This is a genomic window from Streptomyces sp. NPDC057565 (assembly GCF_042801455.1).
In the GTDB taxonomy this organism is placed as follows: Bacteria; Actinomycetota; Actinomycetes; order Streptomycetales; family Streptomycetaceae; genus Streptomyces; species Streptomyces yanii.
In genome coordinates this window covers 63294-75807 of the sequence record NZ_JBHVFU010000004.1, presented here as the reverse complement: position 1 = coordinate 75807, position 12514 = coordinate 63294, and the positions used below count along the sequence as shown (strand labels likewise).

General features: G+C 71.6%; 10 protein-coding genes. 3 read left to right on the top strand and 7 right to left on the bottom strand.

Going from position 1 to position 12514, the window contains the following annotated elements:
• The first annotated feature begins 4 nt into the window (after nt 1-4).
• Nucleotides 5-1888: an ABC transporter ATP-binding protein gene (locus ACFU8W_RS10425; RefSeq protein ID WP_384034472.1), complete on the top strand. Its 1884-nt coding sequence runs from the start codon at nt 5-7 to the stop codon at nt 1886-1888.
• A 107-nt stretch (nt 1889-1995) separates the two neighbouring features.
• Nucleotides 1996-3273, top strand: coding sequence for an MFS transporter (locus tag ACFU8W_RS10420; protein WP_384034470.1), 1278 nt, complete (start codon nt 1996-1998; stop codon nt 3271-3273).
• 270 nt (nt 3274-3543) lie between these two features.
• Here ACFU8W_RS10420 and ACFU8W_RS10415 read toward each other — a convergent pair whose 3' ends face one another.
• From ACFU8W_RS10415 to ACFU8W_RS10400, 4 genes are all read right to left on the bottom strand, one after another.
• On the bottom strand, nt 3544-4344 hold the full coding sequence (locus ACFU8W_RS10415; protein ID WP_384034467.1) for a VOC family protein: 801 nt from the start codon (nt 4342-4344) through the stop codon (nt 3544-3546).
• An 81-nt stretch (nt 4345-4425) separates the two neighbouring features.
• On the bottom strand, nt 4426-5784 hold the full coding sequence (locus tag ACFU8W_RS10410; protein WP_384034464.1) for a carboxyl transferase domain-containing protein: 1359 nt from the start codon (nt 5782-5784) through the stop codon (nt 4426-4428).
• Nucleotides 5777-7252, bottom strand: a complete 1476-nt coding sequence (locus tag ACFU8W_RS10405) for an acyl-CoA synthetase (RefSeq protein ID WP_384034461.1) — start codon at nt 7250-7252, stop codon at nt 5777-5779. Before ACFU8W_RS10405 ends, ACFU8W_RS10410 begins: the two co-directional genes overlap by 8 nt.
• A gap of 85 nt (nt 7253-7337) precedes the next feature.
• Nucleotides 7338-8591 carry a nitrate/nitrite transporter gene (locus tag ACFU8W_RS10400; protein WP_384035319.1) on the bottom strand — a complete coding sequence of 418 codons (1254 nt, stop codon included), beginning with the start codon at nt 8589-8591 and terminating at the stop codon, nt 7338-7340.
• Between the two features lie 119 nt (nt 8592-8710).
• Between ACFU8W_RS10400 and ACFU8W_RS10395 the strand changes: the two genes are divergently transcribed.
• Complete coding sequence (locus ACFU8W_RS10395; RefSeq protein ID WP_345519490.1) at nt 8711-9142, top strand: Lrp/AsnC family transcriptional regulator; 432 nt, start codon at nt 8711-8713, stop codon at nt 9140-9142.
• Here ACFU8W_RS10395 and ACFU8W_RS10390 read toward each other — a convergent pair.
• The 3 genes from ACFU8W_RS10390 to ACFU8W_RS10380 form a co-directional block, all read right to left on the bottom strand.
• Nucleotides 9120-10715: a GAF domain-containing protein gene (locus ACFU8W_RS10390; protein ID WP_384034458.1), complete on the bottom strand. Its 1596-nt coding sequence runs from the start codon at nt 10713-10715 to the stop codon at nt 9120-9122. The two genes, ACFU8W_RS10395 and ACFU8W_RS10390, sit on opposite strands and share 23 nt — an antisense overlap.
• A gap of 17 nt (nt 10716-10732) precedes the next feature.
• The gene (locus ACFU8W_RS10385) at nt 10733-11770 is read right to left on the bottom strand and encodes a rod shape-determining protein (RefSeq protein WP_345519492.1); all 1038 of its coding nucleotides are present in this window, start codon (nt 11768-11770) and stop codon (nt 10733-10735) included.
• Between the two features lie 148 nt (nt 11771-11918).
• Nucleotides 11919-12482: a hypothetical protein gene (locus ACFU8W_RS10380; RefSeq protein WP_345519494.1), complete on the bottom strand. Its 564-nt coding sequence runs from the start codon at nt 12480-12482 to the stop codon at nt 11919-11921.
• Between the last annotated feature and the right edge of the window lie 32 nt (nt 12483-12514).

Below are 12514 nucleotides of genomic sequence, written 5' to 3'. Positions count from 1 at the left end.
GCCCATGAGCCTTCGCAGCTCACCCCGGCATGCAGCCCGCCCTGACGGGCCGACCCAGAACTCGGCGACGGATGTGCCGATCCGCACCGATCCCATCAGTATTGCCGTCTCGTTCCGGCGCTTCTGGCCACTGACGCGAGGCGACCGGCGCTGGATCGTCCTGATCTGTCTGCTCGCCGTCGTGGCTGCGATCGCCGAGACCGTGACGATTCTGCTCTTCGCCCAACTCACCGACAAGGCCCTGCAGACAGGCTCCGTCAGCGCCTTCTGGGGGCCTGCTAGCAAATGGCTTGTTGTGGCCGTTCTCGGTGCGGTGGTGGGGTATCTGGGCAGCTCGCTCGCGGCCTGGACCGCCGAACGCTTTGTGCTGCGGCTCCGGGCCCGTGTCTTCTCGCATCTCCAGACGCAACCGCCGCACTTCTTCCAGCGCAACCGCCGCGGTGACCTGGTGGAACGGCTGACGGGCGACGTGGAAGCCATCGAACAGCTCGTCGTCTCCGGCATCGTCGGGGTGACCTCGGCTCTCTTCAACACCCTCTTCTTCGCCGCCGCCGCCCTGTGGCTGCGCTGGGATCTGGCCCTTGCCACCTTCGTCCTGGTCCCGCTCTTCTTCGCCGTGACCCGCATGTTCACAGGGCGTCTGCGTGCCGTGTCCCGTCGCGGACGCGCGGCGGACGGTGCCATCACCGCGGTGGTCGAGGAGACGCTGGTCAACGTCGTTCTGACCCAGGCGTACAACAGGCAGCGGGACGAGGAGGAAAGGCTCCAGGACAAGGCGCGCAAGCGGCTGAAGGCGGCAGTGTCCGGCGTCCGCCTCACCTCGCTGTACGCCCAGGTCGTGGAGATCCTCGAAACGCTCTGCATCCTGACGATCATCGGTCTGGGCGCGTGGGAGATCGCCGCGGGACGGATGACGCTCGGACAGCTCCTGGCCTTCGCCGCCTTCATCGGCTACCTCTACCCGCCGGTGCGCTCGCTGGGCCAGATCGGCCTGACGGCCACCGCTGCGACCGCCGCTGCCGAGCGGCTGCTGGAGATCCTCGACTCCCGGCCCGCCGTCACCGACCCGGCCGATTCGGTGCCCGTGCCCGTCCGCAGCCGCGCACTCGGCACGGTGGAAGCACGCCAGGTTTCCTTCCGCTACCCCGGCAACAGCGAGCCGGTTCTCCGCGACCTCTCCTTCACCGCGAGCCCCGGGGAACTGCTGGTCATCACCGGCCCCAGCGGCGCGGGCAAGTCGACCCTCGCGTCCCTGCTGCTGAGGTTCTACGACCCCGACTCCGGCAGCATCCGACTGGACGGCGTGTCCGTGGACCAGCTGCCGCTCACCCACCTCCGGCGGAACATCACGCTCCTGCCCCAGGACACGCTCGTCCTGCACGACACCATCGAGGAGAACATCGGCTGCGGACGTGACGACACCACCCACCGCGACGTCGTGGATGCCGCACGGGCAGCCGACGCCGACGAGTTCATCCGGGCCCTTCCGGACGGCTACAGCACCGTCATTTCCCCCGGAACCGCCCGGCTCTCGGGAGGCCAGTTGCAGCGCGTCGCCATCGCCCGCGCCATGCTGCGTGACGCGCCCGTTCTGCTGCTCGACGAGCCCACCACGGGGCTCGACACCGTGGCCGCTCAGCGCATCCTCGGACCGCTGCGGCGCCTCGCCGAAGGGCGGACCACCATCGTGATCACGCACGACCTGGCCCTGGCCGCGGACGCCGACCGCATTCTGGTGATGGACGAGGGCCGGCTGGTGGAGTCGGGTACGCATACACAGCTCCTCGATCGGAGCGGTCTGTACGCCACGCTGTTCACCGCCCATCCCCCGGCGCGGAACGGCGTCGCCCGCCCTCCTGCCACACCGTCGGAAGTTCCCTGGCAATGAGCGAGTGAGCCCCGGCGCCCCGGTCCGCGCCGGACGGCAGGCCCAGGCTTCCGCGGCAAGGGCGTCTCCGGGCGCGGGCGGGCGCGGGCCGGTCGTTACCATCCGCTGTGACCGAAACGACCGAAGAACCCGCCCAGCGCCTCCGCATACTCGCCGACCTGACCCCGCTCCGTACCTCGCTCGACTACCGCAGGCTCTGGTTCGGGAACACGGTCTCCTGGATCGGGCAGGGTATGACGGCGCTCGCCGTGTCCCTCCAGGTGTACGACATCACCGGGTCCGCCTTCTCGGTCGGGCTGATCGGAATCTGTTCATTCCTGCCGCTGGTCGTCTTCGGTCTGTACGGCGGTGCGATCGCGGACACCGTCGACCGTCGCAAGCTGGGGCTGGCCAGCTCGTCCGGTTCGTTCGTGCTCTCCGTCGCCCTGGTCGCCGCCACCGTCGCCGGGGTGGAGCAGGTGGGGCTGCTGTACGCGGTCGTCGCCCTTCAGGCGGTCTGCTTCGCGCTCAACTCACCGGCCCGCAGCTCGATGATCGCCCGGTTGCTGCCCGCCGAGCAGCTGCCCGCCGCCAACGCGCTCAACTCCATGACCAGCACCACCGGCGCGCTGGTCGGGCCGATGCTCGGCGGGCTCATCGTCGGCTGGTGGGGGTACCGGGCCGCATACACCGTCGACGCCGTCACCTTCACCGCCTCGCTGTACGCGATGTGGCGGCTGCCCCCGATGCTCCCCGAACGGAGGGACGGCGCAGGGAAGGGGAGCGGAGAGAAGCGGGCGTCCGTCACCGACGGGCTGCGTTTCCTGGGGGCGCGGCCCAATCTGCGGATGACCTTCTTCAGCGACCTGTGCGCCATGGTCCTCGCCCACCCGCGGGCCCTCTTCCCGGTCGTCGCCGTGGTCTGGTACGGCGGTGACGCGAAGACCACCGGGCTGCTGGTCGCGGCTCCGGCGCTGGGGGCGCTGCTGGGCGGCGTGTTCTCCGGCTGGCTGGGCCGGATCAGGCGGCACGGGCTCGCGGTGATCGTCGCCGTGGCGTGCTGGGGAAGCGCCATCGCCGTTTTCGGGCTGACCCGTCAGCTCTGGCTCGGGCTGGTCCTGCTGGCGCTCGCCGGGTGCTCGGACACCATCTCGATGGTCTTCCGCAACACCATGCTTCAGGCGGCGGTGCCGGACGAGATGCGAGGACGGCTGCAGGGCGTGTTCATCGTGGTGGTGGCCGGTGGGCCGCGGCTCGGCGACTTCCTGGCGGGCTCGGTCGCCGACCTGGCGTCCCCGGCGGTGGCGGTCACCGGGGGCGGCATCGCATGCGTGGTCGCGGTGTCACTGCTCGCGCTGAGGTGGCGCGGGTTCACCCGGTACGACGCGCGTGATCCGCAGCCGTGACCGGCCGGACGGAGCCGGTGGCGGAGGCAGGGGGAGGGCAAGGGGCCGGGGGCAGCTTCAGCCCCAGCTCCGCGACTGGTGATCCGAACCGCAGGCACCGCTCTTCGCAGGCCATGCTCTCCCAGAGTGCCGCTCGCAGTCGAGAGCGGTGCTCTCGCCTCTGTGGAGTTGTGCGGGGAGCTGCCCGGAGGCGCGTGAAGGGGCAGCAGCCGGTCGCCGTCGGGCGGCGACCGGCTGCCCGTGAGCCGGAGGGCCGGACTCTGCCGTCGTTCAGGCGGTCGCGTCGGAGAACTCCGGCATGTCGCCCCCGGTCGTCTTGACGTCGATCACCGAGAATGCCGCCCCCTGCGGGTCGCTCAGCGCGGCGAACCGGCCGAAGGGGCTGGTCATAGGCCCGAACCGGAGGATTGCCCCGCGCTCCGTCGCCTTCGCCACCGCCGCGTCGCAGTCCTCGACGGTGAAGTACACGTTGATGTAAGGCGGGACCTCGGGCGGGAAGTCGTCCGTCATCTTCATCCGCCCCATGACCGGGTCGGCGCCCAAGTCGTAGAGGGAGAAGTCGATCGCGTCGTCCCTCATCCGCTTCACGCGGTACGGGAAGACGGCGGGGAAGAAGGCGTCCGCCTTCGCGGGCTCCCGGGTGAACACCTCCGACCAGCAGTAGGCGCCGGGTGTGCCCTTGGCCTCGAACCCCTCGTGCTGCCCCGCCTGCCACACGCCGAACGTCACCCCGGCCGGATCGCGGGCCAGCAGCATCGAGCCGAAGTCGCCGACCTGCATCGGGTCCATCAGTACCTCGCCGCCGTTGTCACGGATCTTCGTGGCGGTGGCGGCGGCGTCGGGCGAAGCGAGGTACAGGCACCATGCCGACTGGCCCTCCTGGCCGGGCATGGGCGGTACGACGGCGGCCACCGCCTTGCCCTCCGCGTACGCCTGCGTGTAGTTGCCGAACTCCGACGACGCCTCGCTGAAGGTCCAGCCCAGTACGTCACCGTAGAAGCTCTTCGCCCCCTCGAGATCGGTGAACATGGCGTCCGCCCAGCACGGCGTGCCCTCCGGTTCTGCGGCCATCACTCTGCGCTCCTGACTTGATGATTGGTCCCGTTTGTCACGCTAACCAGCCATCCGTCGCCCTGCGCGGTGGACTCGCCGTCAGAGGGGCGGTGCGCCAGGGGCCGCGATCCCGCGGGCGATGCCCAGTTCCACCAGGTCCTGGGGGCGAAGGCGTAGCTGGTCGGCCGTGACGCGTACGGCGTCGGGGGAGCGCTTCAGGATGGCCGCCGCGAGCTCCGGGGCGATGACGGAAAAGTAGCTGTCCCGGGTGACGTACGTGTTGTCCGGCGCCGCCAGGGCCAGTGCGCCGCCCGAGCCGCCCTCGCCGATCACCAGGGTCGTCACGGGGACCCGGGCCTCGGCGATCGCCGCGAACGCGTCGGCGATGGCGGCTCCGGCGCCCGCCCGTTCCGCCTCGGCGTCGTTCGCCGCGCCCGGGGTGTCGACCAGGGTCAGGACGGGTACGCCGAGCCGGTCCGCCAGCCGGATCACCCGGGCCGCGGTGCGATAGCCCGCCGGGCGGGTCGCGGTACCGCACTGGGCGACATACGCGATCGGCCGCTCGCCGCGCAGCCCGAACCCGCAGAGCAGCCCCGGATCCGTACCGCCGCACCGGTCACCGCTGAGCGGCAGCAGGTGGTCGAAGTACGCGTCGAGATATGCCTCGGCACGCGGCCGGGCCGAGGAACGGGCCTGCCGCACGGCGTCCCAGCCGGTCGCGGGCAACCCGGCGTCCGAGAGGGCGTCCGGGACCGGTGCGGGCAGGAGGGGCGTGCCGCCGCCTGCCGCCCCCAGCGCGCCCAGCCACCGCCCCAGCGTCCCCGGCAGCTCGGCCGCGCCGACGACCGCATCGATGTGGCCCGTGATCAGCTGCCCTTCCGCCGTGTAGGCCGACGGGTCCGCGTCCGCCGGCCGCACCCGCGATCCGGCGAACCCGATCTGTGCCCCCGGCAGCGCCAGGATCACATCGGCACCGGCCCCCAGCGTGGCCCAGCCGCCGCCCGTCGTCGGGTCGCGCAGGACCGCGAGCTGGGGCAGACCGGCCGCCCGCAGCCGGGACGAGGCGCGCGCCACCCGTTGGAGCTGGGTGAGTGCCACCATGCCCTCCTGCATCCGGCTGCCGCCCGTCGCGATCAGCGAGACGAGCGGCAGCCGACGGCTGCGGGCGGTCTCGTACGCGGCTTCCAGCCGGTCCCCGGTGCGCTGCCCCAGCGAGCCGCCGAGGAAGCCGAACTCGAACGAGATCAGGACGCACGGGTGGCCGCCGACGGTGGCGAGACCGTGGACGACGGACTCCTCCTCACCGGTGCGGTCCGTCGCACGGGCCCGGGAGTCCGCGTAACCGGACCAGGAGAGCGGACCGTCCTCCGGTATCTCCGCGCCGGGCGGGGCTACGGCCTCGACGAAGTCCTCGGTGACCGCCGCGATCGCCTGCCGCGCCGTCAGCCGCCTACGCACCGAGGGACCGCTTCATGATCTTGCCCATGTCGTTGCGGGGCAGCGCCTCCAGATAGCGGACCGTGCGCGGCCGCTTGTGCGGGGCGAGCTGAGCCGCCACATGGTCCGCCAGCTCGGCCTCCGTGGGCGGCGCGCCCGGATCGGACGGGACCACCCAGGCGACGATCCGCTCGCCCAGATCCGGGTCCGGCTCCCCGGTGACGGCGGCCTCGCGCACGCCCGGGTGGTCCAGCAGCGCGTTCTCGATCTCGCCCGCGCCGATCTTGTAGCCCCCGCTCTTGATCAGGTCGGTCGCCCTGCGGCCGACGATCCGTACACAGCCGTCCGTGTCGAGGGTCGCCATGTCGCCCGTCCGGAACCAGCCGTCCTCGGTGAACGCGGCCGCCGTCGCGTCGGGGCGGTTCAGATAGCCGGTGAAGACGTTCGGGCCGCGCACCTGGATCTCGCCCACCGCGTCCTCGGCCGTCGGGTCGGCGAGCGGGGTGCCGTCCTCCTCGACCAATCGGAGTTCGACGCCGGGCAGGGGCGCGCCGACCGTCCCGGGCCGCGGTTCGCCGTCCGCGCGGACACCGGTGTTCATCAGGGTCTCCGTCATGCCGTACCGCTCGACGACGCCGCGTCCGGTCGCCGCCGCGATCCGCTCGTGGTCATGGACGGGCAGCGCGGCCGACCCCGAGACCAGCAGCCGCGCCCCCGCGAGTGCCTTCGTCAGCCCGGCGGCGTCCGGCGCCGAACCGTCGCCGAGGGTCTCGGCCAGCCGGTGGTACATCGTCGGTACGCCGAACAGCATCGTGCCGCCGGACCCCAGCTCCCGGGCCACACCCTCGGCGGAGAACCGTCCCAGATGACGCACCGAACCGCCCCGGCGCAGCGGGCCCAGGACGCCGAGGATCAGACCGTGCACATGGAACAGCGGCAGGGCATGGACGAGGACGTCGTCGCCGGTCCACTGCCAGGCGTCCTCGAGCGCGTCCAGGGAGGCGGCGATCGCCCGGCGCGGCAGGATCGCGCCCTTCGGAGGGCCCGTGGTGCCGGAGGTGTAGACGATCAGAGCGGGGGACTCGGGGGAGGGCTCGGGGAAGCCGACGCCGTTCACCACCGTTGCCGACGTGTCGACATCTGTACGGTCCAGGGCGTCCAGCGCGGGCGGGAGTACATCGCCCGCCCCGGCCAGCACCGCCGACGGGGCGCTGTCGGCGACGATATGGGCCAGTTCCCGCTCGCCCGTCCTCGGGTTGAGGGGCACGGCGGGCACCCCGGCCCGCAGCGCCGCCACCACCGCGACCACGGTCTCCGGGGTCGGTGTGGCCCAGACGGCGACCCGCCCGGCGCCCGCGAGCCGCGCGGCGAGGGCGTCCGAGGCGGCGGCCAGCTGTGCGTACGTCAGGGTGTGTTCGCCGAACCGGACGGCTTCCCGGGCGGCGGCAGGGCCGGAACCGTCCTGCAGCGCAGGCAGAAGAGGAGTCACCCTCCCGACCCTAACGGGCCTCCCGCGGGGGAGGCCGTCAGAGCTGTCACCTCCTCCCTGGAGGCGCGCGGACGACGGGCAGTCCTCAGCCGGTCCCGCTCCGTGCCGGCCCTGATCCGCCGGACGGCCGCTCGTCCCGCTTGACGTTCCGCATCCGCCCGTATGCGTACACACACCCGGCCAGTGCCAGGTTGGACAGCAGCATGAAGCCGATCGAGTACGAGCCCTTCGCGCTGTAGATCGCCCCCATCACCAGCGGAGGGACGAAGCCGCCGAGTCCGCCCATCGCGCCGACGATCCCGGTGACGCTGCCCACCTTCGGCTGCGGTGTCACCTGCGAGACGAGGGCGAAGATGCTGCCGCTCGACGTGCCGAGACCGGCTGCCATGCAGAGCAGCGCGATCGTGCCGCCGGGTGCCAGCTTCGGGTCGAAGGCCTGGACGACCGCCATCAGCGCGGCCAGCCCCAGCGCCGCCGAGGTGACCAGCGCCGGGTGGATGCGGTCCGACAGCCAGCCGCCGATCGGCCGGAAGATGACGGTGACCAGCGCGAACCCGGCGGCCTTTGTGCCGGCGTCGGTCGGCGAGAGGTCGTACCAGGTCTTCAGATACGTGGGCAGATAGACGCCGAACGCCACGATGCCGCCGAAGCCGATCGCGTACAGCGCGGAGAGTTCCCAGGTGACCCGCAGTCGCCCGGCCTCGCCCAGCCGGTGGGCGAGTGAGTCGGTCGGCACCTTTCGGTCCGGGTGGTCGCTGACCAGCACCGCGGCCAGGGCCGCGTACACCACCAGCGCCCCGGCGACCACGAGGAAAGGGAGGTTGTCGCCGTGCTCGGCGATCCGCGGGGTGAAGTACCCGGACAGGGCCACTCCGCCCATGCCCATGCCGAACACACCGAGCGCGGCCCCGCGCCGTGCCGGCGGGAACCACGAGTTGACCAGCGGGATGCCGATTGCGAACGTCGTGCCGCCCAGCCCCAACAGAAAGCCCACGGCGAGCATCGCGCCGTACGAGTCCTTCGCCGGGATCAGTAGCAGGACGGGAATGATGGTCAGCGCCGAGACCAGCGGAAACATCAGCCGGGCGCCGTATTTGTCGGTGAGTGCTCCTGCCGGGATCCGTCCCAGCGAACCGACCAGCACCGGCACGGCGACCAGCACCGACTGCTCGAACGAGCTCAGCCCGAGCCGTTCCTTGAAGGCCCCTGACAACGGCGAGATCAGGTTCCAGGCCCAGAAGGTGAGCCCGAAGCCGATCGTGGCCATCGCGAGATTGCGGTAGGCCGCGACGGGCTGCTTGGCGACCGGAGCGGGGGACTGCTTCACGGCTGTTTCCACCCTGTCAGTCAAGGCCGTACTGCAGCGGTGGGCCTGCCGACGTACTCCATGCGGGGGCACGGGCACCCGACCCCAGGTCTCCGCAGTCGAAATCCCGCACAAGCTGCGACAATCGCAGTATGGACCGTCTGGACAGGGAAATCCTCAGCGTCCTCCAGGAGGACGCGCGGATCTCGTATCGCGATCTGGGGGTACGGGTCGGCCTCAGCGCCAACGCCGCGGCCGACCGGGTGCGCCGACTGCGCCGCGACGGCGTCATCCGCGGCTTCACCGTGATCATCGACCCGGCCGCCGACACCCGGACGGGCCTGGTCGTCTTCATCGATGTGACACTGCGTATGGACACGACCAACGAGGTGTTCGAACGTGCGGTGCTCGCGCTGCCCGGCATCACCGAAGTGGTGCATGTGACGGGCGGCCACGACTATCTCGTACGCGCCACCGTTGCCGACACCGCCGCCCTGGACGGCCTGCTGCGCAGGCTCAAGCGTGAGGCGGGTGTCGCCCACTCCAGCACCCGGGTCGCGCTCAGAGCGGCGCCTGCCAGGTGACGGTCGTCGAGCGCGAGCCGTCCTCGGCGCGCCCGTCGTCGGCAACCACCAGCTGGACCGCGGACCGTCCGTCCGGAAGCCGCACCGTCGCATCCACCTCCACCTCCATGGCCGACACCCCGGCCCGCCGGTGCGCCGCCGCCAGCGCGCCGCGCAGCGCCACGAGGAGCTGCTGGTCCACCGGCTGCCGCACCAGGGCGTCCACCGCCCCGGAGAACTGCACCGACGGCTGGAATCCGAGCACGGAGGCCGCGCCCCGGATCTCCCGCAGCACCCGGCCGCGGAACGTGGGGGGTGCCTCGGTGGGCGGCTGCTGGAGGGCGAAGATCGCGGTCCGCACTTCCTGAATGGTGGAGTCCAGCTCGTCGACGGCTCGGCCGAGCAACTCGTCCGTCTCCGGTGCGGCGGCCCGCCGGCGGGTCGATTCGAGCATCATTTCCGTCGCGAAGAGCCGCTGGACGACGAGATCATGCAGATCGCGGGCGATCCGGTCACGGTCCTCGTACACCGCGAGCTGTTCCCTGTTGTGCTGGGCGTCCGCCAGCACCAGGGCGAGCGCCGCCTGCGAGGCGAACTGGGAGGCCAGCAGCCGGTCCACCGCCGTATACGGCGCGCCACCGTGCCGCCGGGGCAGAGCGAGGGTGCCGATGAGCCGCCCGCCGCTCTGCAACGGCAGCATCATGCTGGGACCGAACCGGGACCGTACATGCGTCGTCATCCGCGGATCGGTCGCCGAGTCGTCGACGAAGACCGGCTCACCGCCCAGCAGCTGCACCAGTACGGGGGAGCCGGGCTCGATGGTGGTGCCGACGAGGCCGGCCGGGTCGTCGAGCGTGGACGCGGTGACGATCTCCATGCCGCCGTCCGCGGTCGGATGGAGGATCACCCCGGCCGAGGCGTCGGCGAGGATCCTGGCCCGCTCGGCGACGGTCATCAGCGCGTCGTCCGCGTTCGTGCCGCTCAGCAGGGCCGTGGTGACGGCTGCCGCGCCCTCGATCCAGCGCTCCCGCTGCCGGGCCGTCTCGTACAGCCGGGCGTTGGCGATTGCGATCCCGGCCTGCGACGCGAGGATCCGGAGCAGCGCCACGTCCGTATCGGTGAAATGACCGGTGATCTTCTCCGTGAGATAGAGGTTGCCGAACACCTCGTTGTGCACCCGGATCGGGGCCCCGAGGAAGGAACGCATCGGCGGATGTCCGGGTGGCACACCGCAGGAGCGCGCATCGGCGGTCAGGTCGTCGGAGCGCAACGGCTGCGGATCGTCGATGAGCACGCCGAGCAGCCCCGAGTGCCCGTCCGGGAAGTTGCCGATGCGCTCCCGCCCGGCGTCGGTCAGACCGGAGGTGAACAGCTCGGTGATGGCGCCGGCCTCGGGATCGAGGACGCCGAGCGCTCCGTACCGCGCCCCGGTGAGCGTGGTGGCGGTGTCCACGATCTGCCGGAGCGTGGCCCGCAGTTCGAGATCGGTGCCGAGGCTGAGCACCGCGTCCAGCAGCATCGGCAGCCCGGGAGGCCTGCCGTCGGAGCGGTCCGCCGCCGACCCGTCCGCAGTGCCCGGGTCCTTGTGCGTCATACGCCGCCCCGTGGTCGTCAGGCGGCCAGCGGGTTGAGGACCAACGGCTCGATGTTGCCGTCCAGCATGGCGCCGAGCCCCAGGACGGAGCAGACGTCGGGGCGCTCGGCGATCTGCACCGGCATGCCCGTCGCATCGCGCAGCATCTGGTCGAGTCCCGGCAGCAGCGCGCTGCCGCCGACCATCATGATTCCGCGGTCCGCGAGATCGGCCACCAGGTCGGGCGGGCAGTCGCGCAGCACCTTGCCGAGGCCGTCGTGGACCGAGGTCAGCGGAGTCTGGATGGCCTGCCGCACGGCGGCGGTGTCGACATGCACCGAACGGGCCAGACCGGTCACCACGTCACGGCCGTGGATCTCGGTCGTCGCGGGGCCGTACGGGGTCAGTCCGTTGCCGCTGAGCGCCAGCTGCAACGGACGCACCGACTGACTCGGCAGCATCAACTCGTGGTGCTGGCGCAGATGCTGGATCACCGCGTGGTCGATGGCGTCGCCGCCGATCGGGATCCGGGTGGCCGTGACGATCGAACCGAGCGAGAGCACCGCGATCTGCGTGGTCGCCGCCCCGCACACCATGATCATGCTCCCGACCGGCTGCTCGACCGGGAGCCCGCAGCCGACGGCCGCCGCGATCAGTGTGTCGACCAGCTCGACCCGCCGGGCGCCGAGCCCGACCAGAGTCTCGACGGCGGCCCGCTGGGCGAGGGGGTCGCTGTCGTGCGGGGTGCAGGCGGCCGCCCGCAGCCGTGGCTTGCGGCGCAGCTGGCGGCGGAGCTTCTCGCCGAGCAGATGGCGGAGCATGCGCTGGGCCATCTCGATGTCGATGACGGTTCCGCCGGAGACCGGGCGCGCCACCCGGATGTAGTCGGGGGTGCGGCCCGTCATCTGCTCGGCGAGCGCACCGACGGCGATGAGCGAGCCGGTACGGGTGTTCACTGCGGCGGCGCTCGGCTCGTCGACGACGAGCCCGAGCCCCTTGACGTACACGCGGGTACGGGCGGCCCCGAGGTCGACGGCGACGTGGCAACGGCGCAACTGCTCAAGACTGACGGTCACGGCAGGTTCTCCCGAGAGCGCTGATAGGGATGCCGGCGGCAGCCGGCCCTCTCTGCATCGTGCGCCGTCCGGACGAATCGCGCGCGTTGGGATGAGCCGGAGGGAGTATGGAGCTGATGGGTCGACAGATGTGGGCGGCGCGCCGAATTCAGCCGGGCAGCAGTCGCTGGAACAGCCCCCAGGTGAATTCGGCCACGTACGGCGCACCCGTCACGGGGTCGGTGATCGCCAGTGCCCAGCGGGTCGGTGCGCTGCCCTCCATCGGGCGGGCCGGCGCGAAGGCACGCGCCACCTCGTCGACGGTGCACGACCAGGGGCGCAGATCCTCGACGGTGCGCAGCTCAGGGCCGGTTGCCCCCGGGGCTCTGACCAGCCATTCGTTCCATACGGCCGCGCCCGGCGCGACCATCACCTCGAACCGCAGATCCGGCCAGAGCGGCACCGGCCAGAGCAGGGCATCGCACTCCAGGTCGCCGATCCGGCGACGTACGGAGGACTCGGGTTCGCCCAGCACCGAGCGGTAGCGGCGCAGCGAACCGCGGCCGCGGGGCGCGCGCACCATCGCCTGCCAGCGGCGGTTCGCCTCCCGCATCTCGGAGAGCGAGGCGCTCAGTTCGTGCCGGGCATCCTCGACGAGGCCCGGTTGATGGTCGGCCATCCGGCGGAGCAGGACGAGCTGGAATTCGAGCGGACCGAAGGGAGCGGTGGTCATGGAATCAACGCTTCCACACAGGATCCTCACCT

What these genes read in the sequence shown, in the direction of transcription:
- ACFU8W_RS10425 (WP_384034472.1), top strand. Translation starts at nt 5, where the DNA reads ATGAGCCTTCGCAGCTCACCCCGGCATGCAGCCCGCCCTGACGGGCCG.
- ACFU8W_RS10415 (WP_384034467.1), bottom strand. Translation starts at nt 4,344, where the DNA reads ATGGCCGCAGAACCGGAGGGCACGCCGTGCTGGGCGGACGCCATGTTC.
- ACFU8W_RS10395 (WP_345519490.1), top strand. Translation starts at nt 8,711, where the DNA reads ATGGACCGTCTGGACAGGGAAATCCTCAGCGTCCTCCAGGAGGACGCG.
- ACFU8W_RS10390 (WP_384034458.1), bottom strand. Translation starts at nt 10,715, where the DNA reads ATGACGCACAAGGACCCGGGCACTGCGGACGGGTCGGCGGCGGACCGC.
- ACFU8W_RS10380 (WP_345519494.1), bottom strand. Translation starts at nt 12,482, where the DNA reads ATGACCACCGCTCCCTTCGGTCCGCTCGAATTCCAGCTCGTCCTGCTC.